The sequence below is a fragment of the Desulfobacter vibrioformis DSM 8776 genome (assembly GCF_000745975.1).
GTDB classification, from domain to species: domain Bacteria; phylum Desulfobacterota; class Desulfobacteria; order Desulfobacterales; family Desulfobacteraceae; genus Desulfobacter; species Desulfobacter vibrioformis.
The window spans coordinates 1-25,743 of the sequence record NZ_JQKJ01000038.1; the positions used below are offsets into that span (position 1 = coordinate 1).

24 protein-coding genes and 1 pseudogene are annotated in these 25,743 nt (G+C 45.2%); 1 reads left to right on the forward strand and 24 read right to left on the reverse strand.

Features of this window, described 5'->3' with window-relative positions; genetic code table 11:
* The first annotated feature begins 337 nt into the window (after positions 1-337).
* Positions 338-1,858 (forward strand): hypothetical protein, encoded by a 1,521-nt coding sequence (locus Q366_RS17230; RefSeq protein WP_035241367.1) that lies wholly within the window; start codon positions 338-340, stop codon positions 1,856-1,858.
* A gap of 427 nt (positions 1,859-2,285) precedes the next feature.
* On the opposite strand, the gene Q366_RS21790 is transcribed toward Q366_RS17230, so the two are convergent.
* The 24 genes and pseudogenes from Q366_RS21790 to Q366_RS17355 form a co-directional block, all read right to left on the reverse strand.
* A complete protein-coding gene (locus Q366_RS21790) occupies positions 2,286-3,290 on the reverse strand; it encodes a hypothetical protein (protein ID WP_211251912.1) in 1,005 nt (334 codons plus the stop codon).
* Positions 3,291-3,924: 634 nt separating this feature from the next.
* Positions 3,925-5,244 carry a TraI/MobA(P) family conjugative relaxase gene (traI, locus tag Q366_RS17245; protein ID WP_035241369.1) on the reverse strand — a complete coding sequence of 440 codons (1,320 nt, stop codon included), beginning with the start codon at positions 5,242-5,244 and terminating at the stop codon, positions 3,925-3,927.
* Positions 5,245-5,334: 90 nt separating this feature from the next.
* Entirely contained in the window at positions 5,335-5,676 is a 342-nt protein-coding gene (locus Q366_RS17250) for a plasmid mobilization protein (RefSeq protein WP_035241371.1), read from the reverse strand.
* A gap of 166 nt (positions 5,677-5,842) precedes the next feature.
* Positions 5,843-6,496, reverse strand: coding sequence for a YiaD family glycine zipper/OmpA-like lipoprotein (locus Q366_RS17255; RefSeq protein ID WP_035241376.1), 654 nt, complete (start codon positions 6,494-6,496; stop codon positions 5,843-5,845).
* 35 nt (positions 6,497-6,531) lie between these two features.
* On the reverse strand, positions 6,532-7,143 hold the full coding sequence (locus Q366_RS17260) for a TrbM/KikA/MpfK family conjugal transfer protein (RefSeq protein ID WP_035241380.1): 612 nt from the start codon (positions 7,141-7,143) through the stop codon (positions 6,532-6,534).
* Positions 7,144-7,167: 24 nt separating this feature from the next.
* Positions 7,168-8,094, reverse strand: a complete 927-nt coding sequence (trbB, locus tag Q366_RS17265; protein WP_035241385.1) for a P-type conjugative transfer ATPase TrbB — start codon at positions 8,092-8,094, stop codon at positions 7,168-7,170.
* 23 nt (positions 8,095-8,117) lie between these two features.
* Complete coding sequence (locus Q366_RS17270) at positions 8,118-8,567, reverse strand: S26 family signal peptidase (RefSeq protein WP_035241388.1); 450 nt, start codon at positions 8,565-8,567, stop codon at positions 8,118-8,120.
* A 15-nt stretch (positions 8,568-8,582) separates the two neighbouring features.
* Entirely contained in the window at positions 8,583-10,412 is a 1,830-nt protein-coding gene (locus Q366_RS17275) for a type IV secretory system conjugative DNA transfer family protein (protein ID WP_035241390.1), read from the reverse strand.
* Positions 10,409-12,754 carry an ArdC-like ssDNA-binding domain-containing protein gene (locus Q366_RS17280; protein WP_035241394.1) on the reverse strand — a complete coding sequence of 782 codons (2,346 nt, stop codon included), beginning with the start codon at positions 12,752-12,754 and terminating at the stop codon, positions 10,409-10,411. The genes Q366_RS17275 and Q366_RS17280 overlap by 4 nt, the downstream gene beginning before the upstream one ends.
* Positions 12,751-12,969 carry a hypothetical protein gene (locus Q366_RS17285; protein WP_035241398.1) on the reverse strand — a complete coding sequence of 73 codons (219 nt, stop codon included), beginning with the start codon at positions 12,967-12,969 and terminating at the stop codon, positions 12,751-12,753. The genes Q366_RS17280 and Q366_RS17285 overlap by 4 nt, the downstream gene beginning before the upstream one ends.
* 2 nt (positions 12,970-12,971) lie before the next feature.
* Positions 12,972-15,119 (reverse strand): DNA topoisomerase III, encoded by a 2,148-nt coding sequence (locus tag Q366_RS17290; RefSeq protein WP_035241401.1) that lies wholly within the window; start codon positions 15,117-15,119, stop codon positions 12,972-12,974.
* A 182-nt stretch (positions 15,120-15,301) separates the two neighbouring features.
* Positions 15,302-15,979 (reverse strand): hypothetical protein, encoded by a 678-nt coding sequence (locus Q366_RS17295; RefSeq protein ID WP_035241404.1) that lies wholly within the window; start codon positions 15,977-15,979, stop codon positions 15,302-15,304.
* Positions 15,976-16,158, reverse strand: coding sequence for a hypothetical protein (locus tag Q366_RS17300; RefSeq protein ID WP_035241407.1), 183 nt, complete (start codon positions 16,156-16,158; stop codon positions 15,976-15,978). The genes Q366_RS17295 and Q366_RS17300 overlap by 4 nt, the downstream gene beginning before the upstream one ends.
* On the reverse strand, positions 16,155-17,426 hold the full coding sequence (locus Q366_RS17305) for a TrbI/VirB10 family protein (RefSeq protein WP_245620001.1): 1,272 nt from the start codon (positions 17,424-17,426) through the stop codon (positions 16,155-16,157). The genes Q366_RS17300 and Q366_RS17305 overlap by 4 nt, the downstream gene beginning before the upstream one ends.
* Positions 17,427-17,458: 32 nt before the next feature.
* Positions 17,459-17,884 carry a conjugal transfer protein TrbH gene (locus Q366_RS17310; protein WP_035241412.1) on the reverse strand — a complete coding sequence of 142 codons (426 nt, stop codon included), beginning with the start codon at positions 17,882-17,884 and terminating at the stop codon, positions 17,459-17,461.
* A complete protein-coding gene (trbG, locus tag Q366_RS17315; protein ID WP_035241415.1) occupies positions 17,881-18,723 on the reverse strand; it encodes a P-type conjugative transfer protein TrbG in 843 nt (280 codons plus the stop codon). Before trbG ends, Q366_RS17310 begins: the two co-directional genes overlap by 4 nt.
* An 11-nt stretch (positions 18,724-18,734) precedes the next feature.
* On the reverse strand, positions 18,735-19,421 hold the full coding sequence (locus Q366_RS17320) for a VirB8 family type IV secretion system protein (protein WP_051958131.1): 687 nt from the start codon (positions 19,419-19,421) through the stop codon (positions 18,735-18,737).
* Entirely contained in the window at positions 19,414-20,484 is a 1,071-nt protein-coding gene (trbL, locus tag Q366_RS17325; RefSeq protein WP_245620002.1) for a P-type conjugative transfer protein TrbL, read from the reverse strand. Before trbL ends, Q366_RS17320 begins: the two co-directional genes overlap by 8 nt.
* A gap of 149 nt (positions 20,485-20,633) precedes the next feature.
* Positions 20,634-21,383 (reverse strand): P-type conjugative transfer protein TrbJ, encoded by a 750-nt coding sequence (trbJ, locus tag Q366_RS17330; protein WP_035241418.1) that lies wholly within the window; start codon positions 21,381-21,383, stop codon positions 20,634-20,636.
* A 1-nt stretch (position 21,384) separates the two neighbouring features.
* Complete coding sequence (locus tag Q366_RS17335) at positions 21,385-24,108, reverse strand: VirB4 family type IV secretion/conjugal transfer ATPase (RefSeq protein ID WP_035241420.1); 2,724 nt, start codon at positions 24,106-24,108, stop codon at positions 21,385-21,387.
* Positions 24,108-24,428: a TrbC/VirB2 family type IV secretion system protein gene (locus Q366_RS17340; protein ID WP_035241423.1), complete on the reverse strand. Its 321-nt coding sequence runs from the start codon at positions 24,426-24,428 to the stop codon at positions 24,108-24,110. The genes Q366_RS17335 and Q366_RS17340 overlap by 1 nt, the downstream gene beginning before the upstream one ends.
* Positions 24,429-24,443: 15 nt before the next feature.
* Entirely contained in the window at positions 24,444-24,692 is a 249-nt protein-coding gene (locus tag Q366_RS17345; RefSeq protein WP_004073543.1) for a hypothetical protein, read from the reverse strand.
* On the reverse strand, positions 24,689-25,426 hold the full coding sequence (locus tag Q366_RS17350) for a nucleotide-binding protein (RefSeq protein ID WP_035239456.1): 738 nt from the start codon (positions 25,424-25,426) through the stop codon (positions 24,689-24,691). Before Q366_RS17350 ends, Q366_RS17345 begins: the two co-directional genes overlap by 4 nt.
* 5 nt (positions 25,427-25,431) lie before the next feature.
* Positions 25,432-25,743, reverse strand: a pseudogene (locus Q366_RS17355) (Rha family transcriptional regulator); the annotation flags it as partial.

Below are 25,743 nucleotides of genomic sequence, written 5' to 3' on the forward strand. Positions count from 1 at the left end.
TCTTGATATGATCCTTTGATGAAATTTATGAAAAACAGGAAAAGAGTTTGAAAGGGAAGTTTTCTTTGGCGTATAAAATCTTTTTGGGATTGTTTGTGCCTCTCTACAAATTGGGATGAATTCAAAATTTCTTTAAGATATTCGATCAGTTCGGCACAGATCTTAGAAAGCAGGTTCCGTGCCACAATCGTTTTGTTTTTGAACTTTTTTTGACATATTATTCTCCTTTCATAAGAAAAATTTTGAGTTGGTGTTAATACCAAATATATCATAATAGTCTGTATTTACAATATATTTTTACTACCTGTTAACTTTATGACATTGGGTCAAGGGTGTGATGACAGGATTTGACCGTATTGTTTTCAAGGGTTTAATTCTTCCACTGATGTCTGCCTCTGAAGTGATGCACTTCTGCCGAAACAGGGGGATTCTCAACAAAAATTACAAAGACTGGATGTTATCTCAGACCAAAAGCATAATTGCCACAACAGAACAGTACGCTATCAACAATTGCGGCCATTCTGTTATTCATATTCCAACATGGCGTATCAGAAAAGAAGAACTCGCTCATGAAAAACAGCGAAAGGATCGAATATCAAGCGGCTTAATCGGTGTTTGGTCCTGCCTGGAACAGGGTTCATCGTATAGGGCAGTGTATTGTTCAGAAAATGGTTTCCCCCAACTTAAAAATTATCAGACACAATGCAAACATCTGTACTTTTATTTTGATGACATCGAATACGGATTTATGAATATAAGGCTGCAGACATGGTTCCCTTATCATATTCAAATTTGTCTCAATGGGCGTGAATGGTTGCGTCGTGGACTTGAGCGAGCTGGAATAGATTTTCTTGTCCACGGAAATAAGTTTCTCTATATCGCTGATTACCAGAAGGCTCAGCAACTGCTTGACGAGCAACTCAACACACAATTTACCAATATGCTAACCGGTTTTTCCCAAAGAATATTTCCTGATATGGAAAAAATCCTGGGGCCGGATCTTTCCTATTATTGGACTCTATGGCAAAGCGAGTGGGCCACAGATTTTATTTTCGAGACACCTGACTCGCTTAAAGCAATCATGGAATCCCTGATACACCATGCACAGATAACTGGTACAAGCAGCCGGGTTCTGCGGTATCTGGATAGACCTTTGACAAAATCCGGGAATCCTTATGCAAAGTCTTCAGATTCTGTTGTGACACGCCTTACCGGCTTTAACGATGGAATACGTCTTCGCCACTGGGTCAATAAAAATTCTGTCAAAATATACAACGAGCAGAATGTTCTTCGGGTAGAAACGACTATAAATGATCCAGGTCAATTCAAAGTGTACCGTCACAAGCAGGGACAAAGTGAAAACGAATCCAAACAACGCCTTCCCATGCGTAAGGGCGTGATGGATACTCCGTTGCGGGCCTCTGTTTCTCAAGATGTCAATAATCGTTTCATGAATGACTTAGCAACTCTGGAGGAAAAAACACCGATTAGCGATATCATGAATGAGCTGACAGGCCATATCATGAAAGACGGACATCGTTACCGTGGTCTTGACCCAGTTAGCAAAGATCAAGAGTTGATTCTTGCACTCAGCGATCCTGCATTCTTAATATCAGGATTTAACAATCAAATGATTCGAAAATTGTTGTCTGACACTTCTTTTGGGAAAGGACGCACAGACAAACAATTATCTGCAAAAGTCAGTCGTCATTTTCGGTTGCTACGAATGCACGGAATTATTCGGAAGTTACCGAATCAGAATAGGTATCAAGTAACGCTCAAAGGCACACGGCTAATCAAAGCTTTGAACGTAATATTAGCCTCATCCATTGAAAATCTGTTGAAAATGGCCGTATGATTTTCTTGTTTTTTTTGACAGAAACTGAGGAGTAAGGCACTAACTCAAAGATTCTTGGTAAATCATCTTTCCCAATTCTTGTTTGACTGCCGCTGAATAGTTTTTCAATTTTTTAAGCAAATTTCAGGCATTCACTTTGGGTGAGGTCCTGATTTGTTCTAAAAAAATGCTGATTATAACGGATTTGGGGGACCTGGCCGTAAGCCTCCCAAAGAACCCGAAATTAAAAGGTTATGAAGCCAGTTTTCATGATACTTAAATTCGTTGACTCTTTCAAATGAACTCACATAAACTTTTTGCCTTACCGTCCATGGATTAAGTGGAGAAAAATTTTGGATAAGAGCCCAAGCACGGATGCTGAGATTAGCAGATTTCATAGTGCAGTGAAAATACTTGGTACTGAACAAATGACGATCCATCCGCGGCATCAACCGATCAACCATGTTGCTCGTTCTATGTGCGCCAGGAAAATCATAGGTTTGGGAAAACTGTGGAAGATTCGCCCTGAGCTTCTTGATTTTGGCTGAAATGACGTCCGGAACTTCATTTTCCGTATTTTGACACCATTCAGAAAGCCTGCGAACTCTCTGTGAGAATGCTCCTTTGGATTCTGCCTTGAAGCAATCCATAACCTGGTGGATACATCCAAAAAAGACTTCTTGTATTTTTTGCGAGACCGATCACGTATGCCAATAAAAATGTGTAGGAAGCAGGATAGTACGGTTATTTGGGGGTACAGATTTTTCCAGGCCTTTTGCGTTGAGGCCCATCCGTCGGTATTGACAGTATCCGGCTGATATCCCGGATTAATGCATTCAGCTTCTTTTTTAAAAATACCGTATGCTTCTTGAAGATCTTTACTGGAGGCCGTTTTCGAGATATTGGTGCCTAAAATACAGTTACTTCCGGCCGTTGTGGCAATATAGGTCTTCTGTCCGAGAAGGCGGGTGTGTTTTTCGTCAGCAGAAAGGTGCTGGGGTAATTTTTCTGGGGATTTGATAGTGGTGCCCACAAGGCTGTACCGACCAATATTGGCTTCAAGGCGATACCAATACATGGGATTTTTTCCGAAACAGTGACTCAAAGCCCAAAATGGAACAGCAAACTTACGTAAAAACAAAGGTTTTTCAACATCCTTTATAAATCCAGTTATATAGGGCATCGCAAAAGACGTCCTTATGGTATAACTGATACCAGCTATAACTATTCTTCTGATTTTTAAATTCAATTTTTTTGACACTCTGGTATCCTTCATTTTGTATCCGAAGGAGATTTCAGGAGGAAAAATATCAGGATTCTCCTTGATTGCCACGTCCAAGATAATACGAAATTCAATGGCATGTTGAATGAGCAGACGATATTGTGCTTGACAAATGTGCATACAAATAGTTCGATTCAGTCGGAGAGCAGTGTTAGAGGCTGGAGTCATCATTTTTCCTATTTGTTATAGTTGCTGTTGAGCACTTCAACCATAACGCAGAAAATGATTTTTTTCAGTCTATTTCATGGCTCTCCAATCCAGTCCCCCAAATCCGTTATAATCAGAAAAAATGGTTTTCCATTATGATAGCAACCGTCTTCCTATTCAATGGTACTTATTTTATGCAACGTTAGGGTTAATAATCAATTCAAAATATTATTTTGATCTGTTGCTACGACAGAATAGACAACTTTATATATATAGGAAACGTGTATGAGAACACAGTCTCATCCGGCTGAATCTATCGTGACTTATGAAATAGTTTTTTTACAAAAATTTTGTAAAAACAATTAACTTGCTGAGGAGTGGTTGTCAAGTTCTTTGTGAAATAAATTTTTACAAAATGCGCTAAATTATATGATGAGGAGGGGTGCCTTTTTTCGTGACGGGTAAATCTATCGATTAATTAATAAAGGGCTACCTGCCCGGCTCACAATAGCCCGGAAATATAGAAAAATTGAACCGAGCAATCATGGTATCATTGGTCGCACAGGCCTATTTGAAAGTAGCATTCAATAGCAGAAGTATTGTGGAGGGGGGGGGGGATTAATATCAAATCATTTAAAAACCTCTGAAAACGATAAATTTACATCCCATAATCTTCACCATAAAAACGCTGGAAATTTTTATTAAATTTTATCCAGTTATAATTATGCTGTCTTCGTTCACGGATGTAAATCTTCCAAGCTTCTCTTTCTTTGGCTGATTTGAGTTTTTTCACCGGTTCAAATCTATACGGCTTTTCAATTGTATAACCGCCTTGGGATGGTTCAAATTCTCCTAAAATTTTCAAATTATCGGGCTGTCCTGTGTTTCTTCCATTATTCATATCTCCTTTTTGGGGGCGTTCAAGGATAATGCCGTTTTTGGCAATCCGCATACCGGTTTTAGAAAAAGGGATGCTTGAATTTTTTTGGGTCTTTCCGCCGATATCAGTTAAAACAAAACCTGCCCCCCGTGGTTTGATTTCAAGGCCGATCCTGGCCAGTTCCCTGTGGAAATCTTGCCAGGTATCAGATTTGACTGCAGCCTGGGCGATAAAATCTCTTGATTCTAAAACAAAGGTTTCAAAGGATTTTAGTCCGGTTTTAGTTTCAAAGTCTCTGGCTTTAGCGTTTTCCCGTTTTGGCTCCCGTTGAAAAAATTCTTTTACCTCATAATCCCCGGCTGATTTTTCATAAGATCCAAACCGGTCCTGAAGTTTTTTCTTTGACAGATTTTTATCAAAATCGCTTAATTTTATATGATGGCCATCTTTTTGTTTGTGGCCGACTGCAGCCAGGACACAACCGTTCCCACGCATTTGCACAGTTAGGCCGTAAACGGCAAGTTCTTTGTGCAAGGACTGCCAATCCTTGGCATTGTCAAAGGCCTGCTTAACATCTGCTTGCCGCAGCTTCACGTAATCGCTAAATTGCTGTTCAACACCGACATCAACCTTAAGCTTATATTTTTCCTCCAGGTGCCGGCACGTTTTATCCCGTTTATAATAATCATAGAAAGGATCATGCCTGGTGTACTTTTCTTTATGAATCATATTGTAAGCAACATGCATGTGGGGATTGTCTGTGTTAATATGTATTCCGCAGAGCCGTTGATGGTCTTCAAAACCTAAAGCGGCCGCAAATTCTTTTTCAATGTTTTTGAAATCTTCCAGGGAAAGTTTTTTGAAATCTTCGGGATGAAAACTGACCACCATATGATAGGTTTTTTCTTTTTTTGTCCGGGCATTCATTGCCTGGGTGGCTTTAATTTCATCAATGGCCAGATCATAATCCGGCCCGGCATAACAGCCGGCTGTCCATTTTGCAAAAAGTTTTTCCCCTTCATGGCCAGCGCCTATATACAGCCCTAAACGCTTTATGTTGTCGTTTTGCGGTTCGCAATGGATACGTTTTGATATCATGGCATTAAACTTTGATGATGGTACTAGGATCCAAAGCCATTAAAAGTGTCGGTGTTGCCTGAATATATGGAGGAAGACAGGGCTGCAACCTTACATCATATCCCGAATTTTAGAAATGACCGGTTTCAGCTGCCGCTGCCTGTCTTCAATGTCATGCAGCACTTTTCTTATTTCTCCAGGAGGCACATTTTTAAACCCTTGGGCAAGATAGTATTTAAACAGCCCCCCAAGCCTGCCAAGGTCAGCGTTCACTTTAAGGGCACACAAAAAAGCCTGTTGATCAAGCTTTGATTCAATCCGCTGGCCAGTTAAAATCCTGCGGATATATTCAGAGGCAGAAAAGCCCGTCTGTTTGGCGAGTTCCTTGATTTGGCTGTATTCTTTTTTCGTCACATAAGATTTGAGGGTTATTTCCCGCTTGTCTTTTTTCATTAAAAACCCCTGCGTTTTTTAATTCTGTGATAATCGACGGCTTCATTAAAACACCACCAGGAACAACGGTGTTGGTCAGTACCATTATTTCTGGTGGTGGTGCAGTTATTTTGTTTTGTTCACTTTTGGAATCTGCATATTTTTTTTTGAGTGTCTTACCGCCCATTTACAAAGAGCCCTTCACTACCGGCTTAATAAGGATTTCCACACGGCGATTCATTGCGTCGTCGGAAGATATTGGCCGGGACTCCCCATAGCCCACGGCCATGATTCTTTGGGCAGAAACCCCATTATAAATTAATTGGTTTGCGACAACTTCCGCCCGTTGTTTTGATAAATCAAGGTTATATTCTTCCGAACCTTTGGTGTCAGTGTGTCCGGCCACTTCAATGCGGGAATGGGGATACTTGATTAAAATATCAGAAATCCTTCGCAGCTCCGAATATGCCCCTGGTTTCAACCGGCTTGAATCATAATCAAAATAAGCTTCCCCTTTAAAGGTCGCCCTCAGAATATCCTGTTCACGCCGTATACTTGCCGATTCTGATGCTGCGATTGCATGTCTTAACTCCTGCTCCTGCAGATCCATATACTTACCTACCTGATTACCTGTAAGCCCTCCAAGGGCAGTCCCAATACCAGCACCGATCAGTGTGGATTCTGTGTTTCCGCCGATAAGCTGACCTAAAATAGCACCGACGGCTGCGCCGGTACCTGCTCCCACAGCCGTGCCCTTCTTTTGATTTGTCTGCATAGCCGCACATGAAAAAAGAGTGGCTGATAAAACAATAACAACACCAGTGATAATCAATTTTTTCATTTAATCTTCTCCTTTTTTTAAATTATGTTAACTGGTTAATCGGTCCATTCCCAATGGTTATCTGATAACGCTGCAGCAATTTCGTTTTGCTCACTTTTGGAGTCTGCATAGATTCCATAAAATTCATCTCCATCATCATCTTCCCTCCTGGTGCCTAAATCAGTACCAATATAAGAGAGTTGTGAATATGCTGTGTATTCGTGGTTAATGAGCGCGTTATAATAATTCCGGCAAGCTGCCGGTAACTCAGGATCAACCACTTTTATGGTTTTAACATGATATTTGTTTCTGCCGTATTTCACCAAAATCCGTACTTCAACCAGGTTATTATTTAAACTTTCAAGGGTGCAGAACGGGCTTGAATAATTGACTATTGCATTAATCAGGCCCGGCATTCCTTGTGCGGATGAATCCGGGCATTTATTCAGGAATGCCCTTCTTAAATCCAGGGTGTCAGATATTTTATCCCCCTTGATCCCATAAAAATAATTCAGGGCCGGATTGCACTCCGATGGTTGTACGGCGGATGACAGACACAGGATGGTTTCACAGGCCAGTGTTTGAATATTTGACAATTCTGCCTGGGCTGATCCTTGGATTGAAACAAACGCCAATAGAAAAACAATTGTGATCTTAAGTGATTTCATGATTTATCCCTCCATGGTCCAGGCTTAAGCTGGAATTTTTAACTTGTGTATGGCCGCATCCTTTTGGTTTATGACGGCAATATCGTCTATCTTTCTGCCCTGTTTGGTTCTTTTAATAAAAATCACCAAATCAACTGCCTCCCGGATTAAATCATCCATGGGGTTGGGCACAACTTCGGCAATGAGCTGCTGCAGCCGGACCAGTCCCCCGGCACAGGAATTGGCATGGACGGTGCACACGCCACCCGGGTGGCCGGTATTCCACGCCTTTAACAGGTCAAGGGCTTCACCGCCCCTTACTTCACCCACAACGATTCTGTCTGGCCGCAGCCTCATGGTGGCCTTAAGAAGATGCTGCATATTGGTGTTCCGGTTTGTACGCAGCATCACCTTGTTTTTTGACAGGCACTGCAGTTCGCTGGTGTCTTCGATAATGACAAGCCGTTCATCGCCGGCAATATTTGCCAATTGTGCAAGAATGGCATTTGTCAGGGTTGTTTTGCCGGAACCCGTTCCGCCCGCCACCAGGATGTTTTTTTTGTTTGCAATGGCATCGCAGATAATTTGCTGCTGATCTGGTGACATGGTCCCGGACCGCACGTAATTATCCAGGGTAAATATTCTGATGGCCTTTTTGCGGATTGTGAAAGAGGGATTCGCCACAACCGGAGGGAACAACCCCTCAAACCGGCTGCCGTCCAGGGGCAACTCACCTTCAACAACGGGAGAATCCTTTGTAACGACGGCGCCAAGCATGGACGCAACCTGGCTCAGTATTCCGGCAGCAGATGATGCAGGAATGGCGGACACTTCCACCATGCCCCTGTCAAATGTATCGAGCCATAGCTTGCCGTCAGGATTGAGCATAATTTCAATCACGTTATCATCATCCAGGGCCTGGGTAACAACAGGGCCTAAATTATGCTTCAAACTGTCCAAAACAACGTTCATTTTCACTCCTTTCCAATATTTTCTCAGAGACCGAAAACCCAAAGAGGGGTTATCGTATCAATTATTGAGGATTGGGGCACAAAGCCGATATACCTGCTGTCCAATGAAAATTTTGTGTTGCCAACCACAACCAGATGATTGGCAGGCACAATGCCTGTCTTGGGTTCAAACGCTGTAATAGGTCGGCCTTTGCTGTCTGTATCCGAGGCCGGGGGCAGTTGGTATGCCTGCCCTGGTAAAGCAGCCACACGTTTCATTAAAGGGATATTTTTAACGTACTTTGATACAAGGGGCTGTTGTGCGGCGGTGGGATGGAAAACAACAAAGGAACCGTTGGCAATGGCCCGGGAGGTTTTTAAATATATGCCTATGGGCAGGCTGGCGGATGCATTGATATAACAGTATTGAGATATAAAAAAACAGGCCGCAAAAAAGAGAGTGCAGGGCAGCATGATTTTGCTTTTATATTTCATTCTTCTATCCCTTTTTTAGTTTGAAAAATTCATATGGCCGGGCGGCCGGATTTTAACCCGCTCCTGGAAGACAGGATCTAAAAAATAGAGTATCTGCTGACCGTATACTGTGTTGTAACCGGCAACGAATATAAGCATATCTCCGGGGGTTTTGATTCCCCCTTTTTCGTCTTTGACCGGGCCTTTCAGCCTCATGCATTCATCTGGCGTGAGCAGCGGCCTTGCCACTTCACTGACAGACACCGAGGCATTGCCCATGCCGCCTAACCGTTTGCCGGAAACACTGGTTTTCTTGTCAACCACCGTGGTTTTCCCGGTCATATCGGACAAGAGCTTTGCGGTCTCTATCTTGTTGGGTGCATATGCAATCCTGACATGGCAGTTTGATGTAATTGATTCGTCCCGGGTATACGCTTCCTGCAGCTGGGATAAATCCTGGACAATGATATAAGCCTTCACCCCGTAACCGGCCATGAATGCCAGGGCCTTTTGCATGATTTCCAACCTGCCCAGGCTGGTAAATTCGTCCAGCATGAGCAGCAGCCTGTGTTTATAGCCAACTATGGCCTGCCCGTTTTCAAACTCCATTTTCTGGGTGAACTTTCTTAACGCCAGATTGAAAAATACACGCAACAGCGGCCTTAACCGGTCCAGGTTGGCAGGGGAGACAACCAGGTATAAATCAACAGGGATTTCAGCGTTCATGATATCTGAAATGAAAAAATCAGACTCAGAGGTGTTTTTTGCGACAATGGGATCACGGTACAAAGAAAGGTTGGTAATCGCGGTGGATACCACCCCGGACAACTCACGGTCGGCTTTGATTACAGCCTCACCGGCATAACTGTCAATGGTGGATTGTATGTTGTCTGCCAGATCAATATCCATGTCCGGATACCGTTTTTTCAAGATTTGTGCGTGTTCTTTGTCTATCATGGCATAGAGCAGGTTTTTTACATCACCCTCATTGTCGCTTTTTGTGATTTCGGCCACGACATCGGCAAGGGTGGCACCCTGCTTTGATACAATGACATGCAAAATCAGCCCGGTCAGCAACGCATACCCGGCCTGGGTGAAATAATCTTTCATGCCTTTGCCGTCCGGGTCACAGATCATCTGTGCAATATTCTGGGCATCGGCAATGGCATGATTGGTATTAATCCGCACTTCTGCCAGAGGATTCCATTTAGCAAAAGAAAAGGTTTCATCAGCAGGATCAAACTTAAGAATTTTATGATTTAATTCTTTAGCCCGATATCCTGCCGTCAAAGCGTAATTTTCACCCTTGATGTCCAGGGTTACGCTTGAGCCTGGCCAGGCAAGCAACGAGGGGATAACCAGGCCCACCCCTTTACCGGATCGGGTTGGCGCAAATGCTAAAATATGTTCCGGACCGTTATGAATCAGGTATTTGGTTCCCCTGGCCAATGGAAAGCCGCCGACATATACGCCTTCTTTGGCGTCAAGTCCCATGGCAGGCAACTCTTTTTTCTTTGCCCAGGTGGCCGTGCCGTGCAGATTTAAATTGCCTTTCGGCTTTTTCCGGAGAATCAGGAAAAAGCCGAAGACAGTGCTGAGGACAAAAGCCCCGAAGATCAAGTCAACCTGATTACCCACCGGGGTGTCTGTGATGTATTTATTCCATTCAAACACCTTCCAGGGCAGGTAACAGGTATCAAACAGCGGCCTGCCCAGGTCAGGATGGTATCTTAACGCCCTGGCTACGGTTTGGGTGGCGTAACCCATGAAGGCAAAGGCCCACAGCAAAAAACAAACCGGGAAGAGCAGGGGATACCAGCTTTTTTTTACCCTGGCCTGCTTAAGGCCGTATTCCTGTTTTTTCATCGTTCAAGCCCTATGCCTTTGTTTTTGGAAAGATATTGGATCTGGGATTTCAACTGGCTTTGAACCCGGCTCTTACCCATTTTGCATTTGGCCAGGTCATTGAAATCCGTGTACCCAAGTTTTTTTGATTCATCCGTAAATTGGGGGATAATGACTTTCGCACCAACGGCCTTGGCCGCTTGTTGGGCTTTTTCCACTCCCACATTATTTTCTTTGGCGTGGTCATTATCCGCACAAATGAACAGCTCAGCGGAAGGCATCAATTCCCGGATCTGTCTGGCCACATTTTCAAGGTTGTTTGCATCAAAACAGACCACTGCCGGAAGGTGGCTCACATCATTCAGAGTTTTTCCCGTTGCAAACCCTTCAGCCAGCAGTATGGGTTTTTGTTCGTCGAGTTCGCCTATGGTATAAGCGTTCCCGGATTTTTTACCGCCGGGCAGAAACTGCTTTTGCCCGTCCTCGCTTATGAACTGCAGGGATTCTATTTTGTTGGTTTTAAGATTTTTGGCAGGGATAATCAGCCGGTTGTTACTGTCTACCCGGTATTCTTTGTCGCCATTGATCTTTTTATCCCTAAGATACGGGTGATCCGTGGTTTTTTCGGCATTGATGTAAATGCCAAAGGCTTTTTTGGCTGCAGATTCATGATCGTTATCCCGTTCTGCTGACCTGGCCTGTTTATCAGATAGGGTAATTACTGTTTTGCCGATTTCTCCTTCATATTTAAAATTGGCTTTTTCCCCGGTTTTATGGTTCTGAATGAACCCCGCAGGCCTGCCGTCAGGATAAAGCGTATATGCCCCTGATTTTTTGCCGCCCTTATCTCCTTCAACCGTTACACGGTGCAGCTTGCCGTCCGCCTGGGGGCTGTCAATTTTCAGGCCGAGCCTGGAAGCCTGATCCCGGAATTGAGCAAATACTTCATTCATATCAAGGCGGTTCTCCCGGGCAGGTTCGAGCCATTTTTGAAATAGCTTCTGGTCGGCCCCAGGTTCGACAAACCAGGATTTTTCCTGCTTATCCCATTTTGCGCCAAGGGCTTTGGCTTCATCTTTCTCTGAATACGGCACGTTGATATACACCCTGGATAATTCCGGTTCTCTTTCTCCCCGGCCCGATTCATTTAAAGGGTCCGGCTCCCGGGGGCTTGGGCCGCACCCGGTTTCCAGTTCCTGGCCTGTTTCGACTTCAGATGGTGTGCTGTACACCTGCAGGCCCTTTGCATCCCGAACTGTAAAAACTGTATTTTCAGGCAGGTCATTAAATAGTTCGTTGTTTGCCTTATCAATACTTATAACTGCCAGGTGATACGCAAACGCTGTGGATTTGGCCTCATCCAGGCTTTTGAATTTCTTCTCCTTTACAAAATCAGGTGTGTTGTCAATTTCTTTGCCATTTTCGACTGTATGTGCCTGGATTTCATATGACGGGGCGGCTGGTGATAATTTCCGGTCCAGATCAAGACCCATAAGGTATTCAGCAATTTTTTCCGCATCCTTCATTGCAAACCCAAGCTCTTTTACCCGGTCTTCCGGCTTGATTGCCGTCAGCCAGGATGAAACATACGCTTTATTGCTCTCTTTGGATTCGGCAGAATAGCCAATGCCGGTTTGAGAACACACCAGCCAGCTTGATATTTCCGCCCTTAATTCCTCCTTGGCCCTGGAATCCTTATCCGCATAGTCAACATTTCTGTCCATCATGGATTTATGGGCCGTGGCATGGGACAATTCATGGAATATGGTGGAATAATATTTTGACGTATCATCAAACTGTGACTTGTCAGGGGTTTCAATGGTATGGGTTAAAAAATTATAAAAAGCCTTATCAAGCTGACTTCCGGTGATTTCCACATTTGCAGATGCAATTATCTTTTCTGCTTTATCTTCCGGTTTCCAGGCAGGCTCCGGATGCATGTACGGTTCTATGCCTTCAACCTGGGTGGCATTAAAAACAGAAAAGGTTTTGAAAACAGGCTTGTTTACTTTGGTTATTTTTTCTTCACCAGTTTCATCCAGGACGGGTTTTCCTTTATCATCGAGCTCTTTTTCCAATCTGGCAGGCGAATAAAAAAATCCGGTGGCGGCTTTTTGCCCTTTTTTGACAAAGCAATTCATATCTTTAGCCTGGTTGAACGTCATCCACCTGGGGTCATTGAAACCGCTCATTGCCAGGTTAATCAGGTTTACACCTTTATAATTCTGGTCCGTGGTTAAGTTTTTAGGCAGTTCTAACAGTTGGCCTTCTTTCCATGGTTTCTGCCAGGGCGCATCGCCTTTTTCAATGGCCTCTAAAACCCTTTTTGAAAACTCATTGAGCTGGTCCTGATATCTGCTCATAATTCACCCCCCTCACTCTCCAACTGAGATTTTTGCATTCTGGCCAATTCTTCTGCAGAAATTTTTATAAGGCCAAAGGATTCTCCGGCATATTCGGCAACATCTCCCGGGATATCGTCAGAATCAAAATCAAGACGGTCAAGCTGCCTTTTCAGCCAGGCTATGTACTCATCAACAGTCATGTTGCGTTTCATTGCAAAATACTCAAAATCCATTTTTATTCTCCTTTGTTATTGAACCGGGGTTTGCCGTTATCGTCAAAATAACGTTCTTTGCATTCAGGGAAGCCTGAGCATCCCCACCAATAATTTTTCCTGCCTCCTTTGCCTTTTTTCTCTGATTCCCGCTTAACAAGGGGTTTACCGCAGGCCCGGCACTTGTGTTCTGACAATTCTATTTTTTTCTTTGGCGTTAAATCCGGCTTGCCGTTTTTATCATTGAAAAATACGGGCGTTGCATGCCCATCCTGGTTGAAACATCCCCAATACCACGAGCCTTTTTGACTTTTTTGCCTGCGTAAAGGCCGGCCGCATTCCGGGCAAAGATGGGTTCCCGGCAACGGGTTTAATTGAAGGGCAAATATTGCTTTAACAAGTTCGGGAACCTGGATGGTCTGGTCTGTCATGAACCCGGACAGGCTTTCTTTACCGTCAGCAATGGCTGATAATCTGGATTCCCATTTTGCCGTTGTCACAGGGTCGGTGAGTACTTCAGGGGCCATTTTGACCAGCTGCCGGCCAAGATCAGTGGAAATGATGTTCTTTTTCTGGAGTTCAAGCAGGTGGCGGGCTTTTAATGTCTCAATGATGCCGGCCCGGGTCGCTTCTGTTCCGATGCCTTCGTTTTCTTTCAGGGTTTTCTTGGCTTCGGTATCTTCAATGAACCGGTGAATATTTGCCATGGCCTCAATCAGGGTACCTTCGGTAAACCTTGCAGGCGGTTTGGTTTTTTGGGATTTGATATCAACCTGGGCTGCGGTTATATTGTCGTTCTGGTGTACCCCGGGCAAAACCTGGTCTTCGGCGGCTTCATCCTCTTGTTCCCTGATGAAGGCGGTCCAGCCGGGATTCAATATCGTTCTGCCCGTTGATTTCCAGACCGTATTATTTATGCCGGTCAGAATTTTCTGCGCTTCAAACTCCATGGCCGCATAAAACTGGATGCAAAAGCTTTGGGCAATCATGCGGTACAGGACAGATTCATCATCGGACAGGTTCGAAGGGGTTTCACCTGTGGGAATAATGGCATGGTGGGCAGTTACTTTTTTCGTGTCGTATGCTGCGCTTTTGATCAAGCAATCCGTGTTCTCGGCAATTTGCTCAAGCCCGGGCAGGTTTGCCAAAGCCGCAAGTATATTACCAGCCTCCTGGAACTGTTCATCCGGCAGATACCGGCAGTCAGAACGGGGATAGGTGGTCAGCTTTTTTTCATAAAGGGCCTGGGCCACATCAAGCACTTGTTTTGCTCCCATGCCGAGCTTTGCCGATGCAGCTTTTTGTAAAGAGGACAGACAATGGGGTAACGGAGGATTCTTTTTTTTCTTTTCTGTAACAGCCTCTATAATCTTTCCGGCCTGGCCGCTTACCTCTTTTTTGATCCGGAAGGCTTCATCAGGGTTGATTAAGCGGCCCTGGTCATCCAGCCCTTTTTGTGTGTCAAGGGGTTGAAACGTGCCGGTAAACGTACATGCTTCATGAAGGATTTCAACATGAAGGGTGAAATACGGGTGGGGTTTGAAGTTTTCAATAACCAGGTCCCGGTTGACCACCAGGGCAAGGGTGGGGGTCTGGACCCGGCCAAGGGATAACACCCCCTGACTGCCGGCATCGCGGCCCTTGAGGGTCATGGCCCGGGTGCAGTTCATGCCCACCAGCCAGTCTGCCTGTGACCTGGCCCGGGCCGCATCACGCAGGCCGGTATAATTATTGTTGTCTGTCATGGACGACAGGGCTTTTTTGACTGATTTGTCATCCAGGGCCGCAAGCCAGATACGTTGGCAAGAACCGGCATAATCGTGGTATTCCAGCACCTCGTCAACAAGCAGCTGTCCTTCTCTGTCCGGATCTCCTGCGTTAACTACGCATTCAGCATCCTGGAGAAGCTTGCCTATGATTTTCATTTGTGCGGCAGCATCTTTTCTGACCGAGGCATTAAAGGCGTTTGGTAAAATGGGCAGGTCTTCTTTTTTCCAGGCTTTATATTTTTCATCATATGCTTCGGGCTGATCCATTTCCAACAGATGGCCAAAGCACCAGGTCACGATATCCGGACCGCATTCTATGTAACCGTTTCTTTTTTCGGCTTCCCCCAGGCCTGCGGCAATGGCCCGGCCAAGGGATGGTTTTTCTGCTATGAAAAGCCTCATGGTTTCTCTCTCCTTAACCTGTTATTATGTTTTGTAAATTTGTTATTAATCAGGAGATATATATGCTTCCGTTCCCTTCTGTCTGGCTCCCGGAAAAAATAGATTTGTTTAAAGTTTCCTTGTGGTTGATTGCACAAGGAGTTAATGGTTTTCCGGTTGCCTGTCCTATAGAACACTGTCAATTACTCCTTAATCTTGCAGGGGTTCTTAAATGTAAAAAGTAAGAAAGTGTAATCCTGGCCCGGCCAGTCCGGAAAATCAGGCTTGTTGTTTATAATTCCGTCTAATGCCCGATACAGATTCATGAAAAAAATATCGTTGCTCCTAAGATGCCCCCTGTACCATGCAATCATCTCGAAAACCGCTGCATATTTTTTGTTCATAAGCGCAGCCATGAACAGCCTGTTTGACTTCAGCCTCTCAAAAAGCTGATGCCTGCATACTTTTACAACTCGATTCAAGCAGGCTTCTTTATTCTTTGGATCGCTGTTTTCAAACTTAATAAGTTCATGGCTGTAATCCCGGCCTGTCCACCAGTCACTGCGGCGGGCAAAATAAAGATCGATATGATGGTTTTCAAATTTTGGATGATCAGAAGGATACAACCCCACATCCGAATATGTCGGGCAAAGAGCAGAAAGAAGATTCTCAAAAAACAAATCAGTTCTTTCAATTGTTTCAATTGTCCAGGGGAAAATAGTTGCTACGGTTTTAGGATGCTCTTGCAGGCAGTTCATAATGTTGGCATTTTCAGCAGACAAATAGAATATATTATAATATCCTTGATGGCTATAATCAGACAGTTGGCGGCAAACTTGCAGAACTCTTTCCAGATATATTTCTGTTCTGGTTTCATTCATTTATTTTTTTCTCCTTTCAGATTACTTTGTTCTTTGTGGACTTTTATTTTTTCAGCATCTGTCTGCCCTTCAAGAAACCCGGCATGCCAGCTTAAGACCTCTGTGTTTTCCGGTTCGGCTTCCTGCTGCCGGAGTCCTGTCTCATAGCCTTCTTGCCAGGATTTTTTATCAACTTTCATAATTTGCCTTCATACGGTTCGGTGAACTCTAAATCTTTGACCGCTATGATGTTCAGGCGATAACCGGGCCGGATGGTTAACGTGGGAGACATGTTCATGTGTTTTTCAAGCAGCCCCATGGTTGTTCGTCCCATCTGGTCGGCAAAGGCCGTTCCCATGGACTCATTAAGCGTTGTTGTTTCGTCGCTGTTATCGCTGTCCAGGGTGTTCATGGCATAAGCGGTGCCGCCGGTGACAAGGCTCATAAGCAGGGCATGGCCGTAAATCCTGAAATAGTGGTTATTCACCTTGTCTTTCAGGCCGGCGTAACCCAGCTGGTCCCCGCCGGGCATATCCTTTAAGGTCATGGCCCGGCCATCCGGGAATATTAACCGCTTCCAGACAACAAACACCCTTTCCTGGCCCATGATGATATTGTTCTGGTATTGGCCAAAGACTTTGGTGCCCTGGGGGATGAGCAGGTTATAACCGGTTGCGGTATCCCATACATTTTGACTCACCTGGCCGCTGATATAGCCGGGCAGGGTGGAATCAATCCCGGTGATCAGCAGCACAGGTATAATGGACCCGGTTTTAATGGATAAGGCATTGGTATCCTGATCCATGGAATAACCGTTATCCCACATTGAATCATCATTGCTTCCGGTTTGATTTGCAGATAAACCGGTTTTCGTTGTTACCAATGCTGTGGAGTGTGAACCGGCGTCTCCAAGGCCAAGACTTGCTTTGGCGTTTGCAAGTTCACTGTTTAAGGCTGACAATCTTGCTGAAGATCCGTATTGCTGGCTGGTTTGGTCAGAAACACCGGCAGAGGTGCTGATATCCATTGAGGCATTTTTTTTGTAAGCAACCGGGTTGGACTCCAACGCCTGGCGTTGTTTTTCGAACCGGTACTGCAGTACAGTGACAAGCTCTTTTTGCCGCTGCTTATCCAGGGCGGCTTTTACAGGGTCCTGAGGAGGGGAGTTAGCGCGCACAACCTCAATGGGTTCAAGCGTCTTTTGATCCCCCTTTTTGCCCGGGGTGTTCATATCGGTTTCAGAGGCAAGGCCCTTACGTTCCTTCGGGGCTTTGGGCAGGTTGAGCCCTTCTTCATTTGTGGATACGGATGACTGCCGGGGTTCTATCAGCAGGGTCTCCTGGTCCTGGCCGCTGTTCTTCTTATTTCTTTTGCCGTCATCAAAGATTGAAAAAAGCAGCAACAATACAATGATGGCAATGAACAGAAACAGCAGCAATATAGGCTTTCTGCTCAATACGGTTGTCATTACGCCCGGCCTTTGCAGCCCCCGTGGTGCGCTCATTTTTTGACCTCAATTTGGGTATAGGTGTCTGCCAGGTCATAGCCGGGCAGGCGGAACATCCGGCTGAAACCGAATCCGTCACTGCTTTTAAGATGAAAGTATCCGGTGCCGGGGTTTTGCGATAACATGTCAATGACATAGCTGATCTTTACAGCGTTTTGGGACTGGCTGATTGTATACCCGGCCCGTCTGGCCTGTTTTTCAATCAGCTGGTCAAAGGTTTTATTGCCGCTTTTAAGAAGCGTTATCGTGGTTTTTGCCGGTGGATATTGCAGGATCAGGCGGCTGATAATTACATCACAAAGCAGTAACGGCGGCTCAGAATCAATTAATACCCATGATCCTTTAGGGGAAAGGTGGGCGCAGGAAAAACAGTTTAACGCCATAAAAAAAAGAAGAATTAGTCTGGTCAGCTTTTTCATTGTTTCGCCTCCAGCCGGGTCAGGGTTAATTCTTCCTTATCCTTGCCCACACCGACGATTAAATAGGCTTGGTTAAAAATCCGGTCCACAATAAAACAGTTGTTTTTTACCCGGTAGTTTACAAGACCTTTACCCGCAGTGGTTTTAACCATGAACATGGGCATCTCCTGCAGTTTGGGCAGCTTGATATACGTTTTAACGCCGTTGTCAAAAACCTGAAGCGGTTTCCACCCGGCATCCCCGGATATCTCATAATCAAAGTTTAACTTGGCCATATCAAAGCCCTCAGCGGTGGTCCTTTTCTCTTTTTCTTGGATTTCTTTTTCCCGGGCCGCCCGGGTGATTGCGATATGATCTTCGGGGTAAATGAACCCTGTGTACAGCATGTGTTTGCTGCGGTCGGACTTGAGATTAATATGATAAACCCGCCTGTCAGTGGTGATCACGGCGGTGGTGGTGAGCCCGGAATCCAGGGCTTTGAAAACAACGTGGCTGATGCTGATATCGCCGCTGCCGGAAAAAACGATTTCTGCGAACCATCGTGCGTTATCGCCCAGGACCATGGAATTAATCACCTCTCCGGGCTGCAGTTCCAGGTCAGCCACTTTATACGGGGTAACAATGATGGTGGGAGTTGAATGGCCGTAAACAAAACAGGTCATGCCGTTTCTGGCGGTGATCGGGTCCATGGTGTTTTTTTGCCATCTTGACTGCAGGGCTAAAGATTTCTTTTCTTTGCTGTCCAATTGGGCTGATACAGGGCTTACGAAATCCGCAGCCCGGCATGTTGCCAGGCCTGCAAAGGATACTGCCATTGCGATTATTACAAGTTTTTTCATGGTTTAATCTCCTATTGTATCTTTTTGCTGTGACTGATTTCCGACACATATATGCCGCTGGCGTTATTGATGATTTCCTGTTGTGTTTCAGGGAGCTTGCGCTTGATGATAAGGTTGGCCTGAAAAGTGGTCCGGGAGAGTTCAACCCCTTTATGTGTCCGCTCTATTTCCGTCCATTCGACCAGCCAGGTTTCTCCGCTGACATAAAGAGGCAAGGCCATAATCCGCACCTCCACCAGTTTTTCTGCGCTGGAGATGTATGGATTGTTGTCTGCGTACCATTTAGCCAGGATTCTTTTTGCAGCACCAATGGACATGAAACTTGATTGCTTTATATATTTTTCCTGCAGGGCGATATCCGCCGTGACTGTCCGCCAGGCCGTGATAAACTGGCCCAGGCTGTATTGAATCATTTCCTGGCTGGTCTCAAGCTTTCTGGCCATCTGTCCGCCGCTGATCCGCCCGGCCCGGTCAACCTCAACCATGTACGGGATCACTTTTTGCTGCCTTAGCTGTATGATATTACCGGCACCAAGCAGAATAGCGACAATCGAAACAAGTATGGCTGCCAAGCGCCAAAGGTTTCTTTCTCTGATGAACGATCCATACATTTCTGACCAGGCTTTACGGCCTGCCAGGTAATGGTTTTCTTCCGCTGGTTGTAAAACCTGTTCCTGGTGTTCTGTGGCATTAATCATTATTCTTTTCCTCTTTGGGTTTTACTGCTTCGGCTATTTTTTCCAGGGCACTCAATGCGCCGCCCCTGGCACCGCTGAATGCCCCGGCCATGCCGCCGCTGGCAGCGCCGGCAGCGGCGCCGACGCCCATGGAGGCCGCACCCGCCGCCATACCTGCGCCTGCCGCCATGGCTCCGGTAATAGCTCCGGCACTGCTGCCGCTGTGCAGTGTGACCATTTTGGCTATTGTGTCGGGCAATACTTTGATGAGAAACGCCAGAATGAAGAAACAGGCAGTGATAACAAGGGTTTCTGTAAAACTTTTAAAGGTGAATAACACCATATCTGCCAGGAATGAGCCCAGGATATATAGCAGACACCGGATTACGAATAATTTAAGGCCGACACTGAGGGTGTATTTTAAAAAACCTGTGGCAAAGCCTCTGGTGTATCTCATACCGCCAAAGCCTAAAATAAAAATGCCGAGATTAAAGGCTATGTAGGACTCACAGAGAATCACCAAATACATGCCGTAGATAAAAGCACCACATACGGCACTGCAGATTGAACACAGGCAGATGGCTGGAACTAACATAGGATTCCAGGAATACATCATGTTATCTGCGACCTTGAGGGCATCGGTGAAGACTTTTGCAAAGAACGCCTCACCAGGCGGCGAACCGCCGCCCGCAACATCCTGAGCCATTTTCAGCATACCTTGAATTAAATCAACACCCCAGGCCTGACCTTTTATGATGAGAGCCCAAAAGATACCGCCAAAAATTGCCGTCATGACAAGGTCTTCTACAACGTCTTGCAATGTGGATTGTTTGAACCCCAGCTTTACGGCCATTACAACAAGCTGGATAACGAGCAGCCATTTCAGTAACCATAAAGCGTGGGTTTTGACGTTGTCTCCCCAGGTAGAACCTACGTCTTTGTATCCTTGTATGATTTTTTCGATAACTGTCTGATTAATATCAGCCATTGCTGAATTATTGAAAATAATTAAAGAACTTGCTATTATCAAAAAATAAAGACAAATTTTAACAGGAGTTTTCTTTATGTCTAAAAACTTGATCATCCTTACGATCTCCATCGTTGTCGCTATTAGTATCAGTGTCGGCGTCTATATCCGTGTGTCCGGTGACTCTGAGCCCGAGTGGAAAAGAATCGAAGCACAAGAGAAAAAAGTGGGGATAGATAGAGCTGACGCGGTTATCGTTCCTTGATTTATGGAATGATAACTGCATCTGTTCGGTCTACTCCAATTTTCATTTCCTGCTGCAAATCAGCATCCTTCAACTTTGCAGCATTGTGTTCTTGAGCCAAAGCGGCAGTCTGAGCCTGAACATAATTAGACAACAATGCCCTTGTCTGTCTCAATTCATGGACGGTGAGGGCGTTGATCTGGTTGCCGGCTTCAATTGCCTGCTGTCTGCCGGTTTTGCTTGAAAGAAGATCGTTCAAGTAGTCATCAAAATCCCCTGAATCCTGCAGGTCTTGTAACTGCTGGCCGCTAAGCTGGAAATTAGACTGTAAAACGTTGTCAATTTTCTCAGATGCCTTTGAAAACTGATCTAACTGCATTTGAATACGATCCTGCATCAATATGTCATCAATTTTTAAGTTCCGTAATTCAGGCCAGGTGTCAGTAAAAATTGTCAGCAGCGCTCCCATATCAGCCTTGTATGAGTTCAGACGATTCACATTGGCAACCGCTGCCCTGATTTGAGATTGAAGGTTTGGAAGCAGGTTGCTGGGCAGGTTCATGGTATTGGTGATGGCGTTTTCTGTTTGTTGAACGAGTTGTTCGTATTGTTTGACTGCTTCTGCCAACTGTTCAATATCTTTTATATATTCCAGGGCCTGGGTGAATAAATTGGAACAATTAAGGCAGGTAACAGGAATACCGGCCATAGACACATTGACAAAGACAATGACGGACAATAAAGCGATTGTGGTTTGGATTTTGTTTTTCATTTTAAGGCTCCTTAAATTTTAGGGGTTTTATACTTCTGGCATGCAGCCATTGTGTCGGCCATTCAGGGCCGTACTCATTTATTAAATTCTTAATTGCGGCAATATCTCCTTTGCCCGATACTCCGGCAAATGACAGGGCCAGGGGGGATAAAGATAAGTTGATCAGGCGGCTACCCTGTGAAGAGGTCACGTAATATTCACGTTTGGGGCGGGCCTGTGCGATGATTTTAACCTGGGTGGAATTGAGGCCCAGGCCGTGATAGAGTCCTTTTTGCGTGTCTTTCTCTGCATCCTGGTTTGGTAAAAATATTTTGGTTGGGCAGCTTTCCGACAACACATCTAAAATGCCTGAATTCCTGGCATCAGAAAGGCTTTGTGTGGCAAGCACAACGGCACAATTCGCCTTTCTGAGCACTTTTAACCATTCCCGTATTTTTTGCTGGAAAACAGGATGCCCCAGCATGATCCAGGCTTCATCCAGAATCAGCATGCTTGGCTGCCCTTTAAATGCTTTCTCTATGCGGTGAAAAATATACAAAAGCACCGGGATTAAGTTTGCTTCGCCAAGATTCATCAAATCTTCGATTTCAAACACTGTATAATTTTCCAGGGTCATGGAATCGGCAGGGGCATCAAGAAGCTTACCCATGGCCCCCTGGTTTGTATAATGCTGGATCGCCTCTTTGAGTTCCTGGTGCTGGATATAATGATACAGGTTGCTTAATGTGCGGTGCTGATCCGGGGAGTTCCTGATTTGTGTAACAGCGTCATGTATAGCTGTCCGGTGTTCAGGCTTGATATCAACTTTTTGCAGGGTGGCCAGGGTGGTTATCCAATCTTCAGCCCAGGCCTGTTCTGGATCTGTATCAATATATTTTAAAGGGCAAAAAGCCAGACGGCTGTCATCGCCGGCAATGTGATAATGGGTGCCGCCTGCTGCAGAGACCATGGGAAACATAGACAATCCCTTATCAAATGCAAAAATACACGCATCCTTATAACGCCGGAATTGGGCTGCGATCATGGCCAGCAAAACGGATTTACCCGCACCAGTGGGGCCAAAAATCAGGGTGTGGCCTAAATCGTTGACATGCAGGTTCAGCCGGAAAGGGGTTGATCCGTCTGTGGCGGCATACATCAGGGGCGGTGATCCCGGCGGATAAAAAGGGCAGGGGGCTGTCGCAGATCCCGCATATATTGTTGACAAGGGTAAAATGTCGGCAAGATTCAGGCTGTGTAAAATAATGCGGCGCAGGTTGGAATAATTGTTGGCCGGAAGGGTTCCAAGCCAGCCTTCCAGGGCATTGAGGGTTTCTACCCGGGCAGAGAATCCCTGGGATAAAACCACTTTCCGAATGTCCCTGGTTTGCGTCTGCAACAACTCTTTGTCTTCATTCAGCAGAATGATATTGCCGGAAAAATAACCGAATCCCACAAATCCGGATTGATTAATTAAATAGGCTTCCTCCGCATCCACGGCCATCAGGGCGGCATCTTTGTTTGGTTTTGCCTTGGCGTTATTGAAAAGCTTGTCAAAGAAACCAATGATTTTTTGGGACCAGCTTTTCCTGTAATTTTCTATCTGCTGCAAGGCTGTCCATTGATCCATACAGATATAACGGGTGTTAAACCGATAGGGTATGGATAAACTGTCTAACCCGGACAGCATCATGGGGTAAGATTCTGCAGGGAAGCCGTCAATGGCAACCACACTGATATATTTATCCGCGATTTTCGGGACTATGCCGCCGGTGACATCCTGGGAGGATAAAAGATAATCAAGATACATAGGGATTTCCGGCAGTTTTATTTTGTGGCGTTCCCCTGTGATAATAAAGTTGATAATTTCCAGAAGTTCTGAATATATGCCATCCTGGAGGGATATATCCTTGAGTTGCCTGAGCCGAAAAGACAACGAAAGCCTGTCCTCGATTTCGACCAGGTTGTTTTGAAGGGTTTTTAACGCCTTGACACCGGCATCATCACCGTTTTTTCTCTGGCGTTCCTCCTTTTCTTCCGTATATAAAAAGGAATCCATTTTCTGCGCTGATATATCCGGCTTCCAGGTGATAAACAGATAATGGGTTGTGCGAAAATGCCTGCCCTTTTTAAAATATATTCTCCTTTCATCATCAATGGCTCTGGTGATCCTGTCAGGGAAATGATTTTCATTTTTATCCGGGTAATAATCTTCAGGGCTCCGGATGCAGTCAAAGTGCAGGGTGAACCCATCGCCTAGGTTTTTTAAAGATGCGGATATAGAACTTGAGAAGCTTTCAAGGTCTGTATCGGTTGAACTGGCCGTATCCCGGGTTGTTATTTCATAGCCCACCAGGAACGAACCGTTTTTACAAAGGATAATCCCGTTATCCGCCATCACGGCATACTGCAAAAGACTTTGCAGGCCCTTTTCTTTTCTGCCCATGGCATTGTAATGGATGGATTTATGGGGCAACTGCGGGCTGTCTTTGGCCGGGTAAAATTTTTTGTGCTGTACATGCTGCCGGAAAACCTTTGAAAGGATCGGCTCTTTTTTATTTGCTTTCCTGGCCAGGGCAAAGCCGCCCGACAGAATTACCAGACCTATCAGTATCTGCCAGGGGCGGTTGCCGCTGGATACAATCAGCACGCCGGCGGCAATACCAATGGGGAAAAGCAAATCCCGCTCTATGCCCATGATCAGGTCTGAACGATGCAGTGACCGGTGTATTGCTATCCTTCGCATTAGATTAATGCCCCGCTGCCGAATGTGAACAGCGCATCTATGATCGGTTCCGCCAGGGCCAGCACGGATATGATGCAGACAACAACAAGAAAACCTTTTGTCATCCCGTCCAAATCATCTTTTTTGAACCACATCACAAAAGCCGCCGCCAGGATCATCAGTATGGCAACGGATTTGGCCCATGGCCCGCGCAAGGTTTCCATCAAGGTTTCTGCCGGGGTTTCAAATTCCGAAATTGTTGATGCAAACGCAGTATCAACAAAGGTGATAACGCCAAAAAAAAGAAAGGTTGGTACAAGTAACGGTAAGAATCTTTTCATTTCTAAAACTCCTCTTTAAATAACCAGGTGAATTGACAGGCCTATAATGATGCCGAAAAGCACGGCGATCACCATATTCAGCGGGTTTGTTTTTTTGTTCGCCTCCTTGAATTTTTCTGCAAGAATATCTTGCTGGTCAGAAAGTTTTCGTGAGTATTCTTCGGCCATAAGCTCACACACAGTTGCAACGATCCAGACAGGATCATTGTCACTCACTGTCATTTTGTGCCTTTTGGCTATTTCCGCCTGGATTTTGTTTTTCATTCCTGCTGTTCCCGGGCCTCAATGATCAGGCCGGATTCATCCAGGATGTTCCATATTTCATCCCTGGCTATTTTAAGCCGCTGTTTAGCCATGACGTTGAATTTGCCGGAATTGATTGCCTGGGCAAATGTCAGGCGGGATTTGAGCATCAGCTCCAGGTCATAGCCAAAGGTTTCTTTTTTATACGTGGGCAAAACAATGGTGGTGCCACCCAGATCTCGGTTGGCCTTTTCCAGTTTGTGGTTTTTAAATTCAATTTGACCGAAGAAAGGGTTTACCCATACGGTTATGGGGGTGTCCGGAAAACCTTCCATCAGGGAGGCAAGGCCCTGGATGGTATCACCCTCGGCCTGGCCGCCGGTGATCAAGGTATGCAGCGTCAGGTTGTGGCCGCTGTCTTTCAGGAATTCGGCAACATTGTTTTCTGATATGTACGCAGCCAGGGGAACAAATGTGCTGGCGCCGCTGTCAATGACAGCGAATGCCTCATCCGGCAGCTGAATTAATTTTTCTATCATCGTGTCAAATAACCGGCTGTTAATAGAATCCCCTTCCATGATCTCGATTTTTGTTGCTTTTAATGATGCATAAGCTGTCAGGGTTGCATTAACTGGATCAGCATCAAAACATCCGACCAACTGATCTCTATCAAGCAAATACTGACTTAACAGACTGGCTGTAAAACTTTTCCCAACACCGCCCTTACCTTGCAGGATCATATTTATAGCTGCCATTTTTTTTATCCTTTTAATTGGTTATGGATGCAGCTTGCTTTGCAGCATCCGGATTTATCGCCAAGGCACATGGCATACATGGTGCCCCAGGCTAACATTATGATTTTTTGAAAATCCTTTTTGGAAACTTTTGAAAAATCTTCAAACTGGTGAGTTTTTTTGAAATTATTAAACAAAGATTCATAATTTATTCTGTCATCATAATAGGCCATAAAATCAAACAGGCCCCTTAAAGGCTGTAATTCTTCCTCAGTACAAAGGTCTATAAAATCATTCTGCAGCATGTTCATGCCTGACCAGATGTATTCCATGGCATT

Coding starts and splice junctions, on each gene's coding strand:
- Q366_RS17230 (WP_035241367.1), top strand. CDS start 338: ATGACAGGATTTGACCGTATTGTTTTCAAGGGTTTAATTCTTCCACTG.
- Q366_RS21790 (WP_211251912.1), bottom strand. CDS start 3,290: ATGATGACTCCAGCCTCTAACACTGCTCTCCGACTGAATCGAACTATT.
- traI (WP_035241369.1), bottom strand. CDS start 5,244: ATGATATCAAAACGTATCCATTGCGAACCGCAAAACGACAACATAAAG.
- Q366_RS17250 (WP_035241371.1), bottom strand. CDS start 5,676: ATGAAAAAAGACAAGCGGGAAATAACCCTCAAATCTTATGTGACGAAA.
- Q366_RS17255 (WP_035241376.1), bottom strand. CDS start 6,496: ATGAAAAAATTGATTATCACTGGTGTTGTTATTGTTTTATCAGCCACT.
- Q366_RS17260 (WP_035241380.1), bottom strand. CDS start 7,143: ATGAAATCACTTAAGATCACAATTGTTTTTCTATTGGCGTTTGTTTCA.
- trbB (WP_035241385.1), bottom strand. CDS start 8,094: ATGAACGTTGTTTTGGACAGTTTGAAGCATAATTTAGGCCCTGTTGTT.
- Q366_RS17270 (WP_035241388.1), bottom strand. CDS start 8,567: ATGAAATATAAAAGCAAAATCATGCTGCCCTGCACTCTCTTTTTTGCG.
- Q366_RS17275 (WP_035241390.1), bottom strand. CDS start 10,412: ATGAAAAAACAGGAATACGGCCTTAAGCAGGCCAGGGTAAAAAAAAGC.
- Q366_RS17280 (WP_035241394.1), bottom strand. CDS start 12,754: ATGAGCAGATATCAGGACCAGCTCAATGAGTTTTCAAAAAGGGTTTTA.
- Q366_RS17285 (WP_035241398.1), bottom strand. CDS start 12,969: ATGGATTTTGAGTATTTTGCAATGAAACGCAACATGACTGTTGATGAG.
- Q366_RS17290 (WP_035241401.1), bottom strand. CDS start 15,119: ATGAGGCTTTTCATAGCAGAAAAACCATCCCTTGGCCGGGCCATTGCC.
- Q366_RS17295 (WP_035241404.1), bottom strand. CDS start 15,979: ATGAATGAAACCAGAACAGAAATATATCTGGAAAGAGTTCTGCAAGTT.
- Q366_RS17300 (WP_035241407.1), bottom strand. CDS start 16,158: ATGAAAGTTGATAAAAAATCCTGGCAAGAAGGCTATGAGACAGGACTC.
- Q366_RS17305 (WP_245620001.1), bottom strand. CDS start 17,426: ATGACAACCGTATTGAGCAGAAAGCCTATATTGCTGCTGTTTCTGTTC.
- Q366_RS17310 (WP_035241412.1), bottom strand. CDS start 17,884: ATGAAAAAGCTGACCAGACTAATTCTTCTTTTTTTTATGGCGTTAAAC.
- trbG (WP_035241415.1), bottom strand. CDS start 18,723: ATGAAAAAACTTGTAATAATCGCAATGGCAGTATCCTTTGCAGGCCTG.
- Q366_RS17320 (WP_051958131.1), bottom strand. CDS start 19,421: ATGATTAATGCCACAGAACACCAGGAACAGGTTTTACAACCAGCGGAA.
- trbL (WP_245620002.1), bottom strand. CDS start 20,484: ATGATCAAGTTTTTAGACATAAAGAAAACTCCTGTTAAAATTTGTCTT.
- trbJ (WP_035241418.1), bottom strand. CDS start 21,383: ATGAAAAACAAAATCCAAACCACAATCGCTTTATTGTCCGTCATTGTC.
- Q366_RS17335 (WP_035241420.1), bottom strand. CDS start 24,108: ATGCGAAGGATAGCAATACACCGGTCACTGCATCGTTCAGACCTGATC.
- Q366_RS17340 (WP_035241423.1), bottom strand. CDS start 24,428: ATGAAAAGATTCTTACCGTTACTTGTACCAACCTTTCTTTTTTTTGGC.
- Q366_RS17345 (WP_004073543.1), bottom strand. CDS start 24,692: ATGAAAAACAAAATCCAGGCGGAAATAGCCAAAAGGCACAAAATGACA.
- Q366_RS17350 (WP_035239456.1), bottom strand. CDS start 25,426: ATGGCAGCTATAAATATGATCCTGCAAGGTAAGGGCGGTGTTGGGAAA.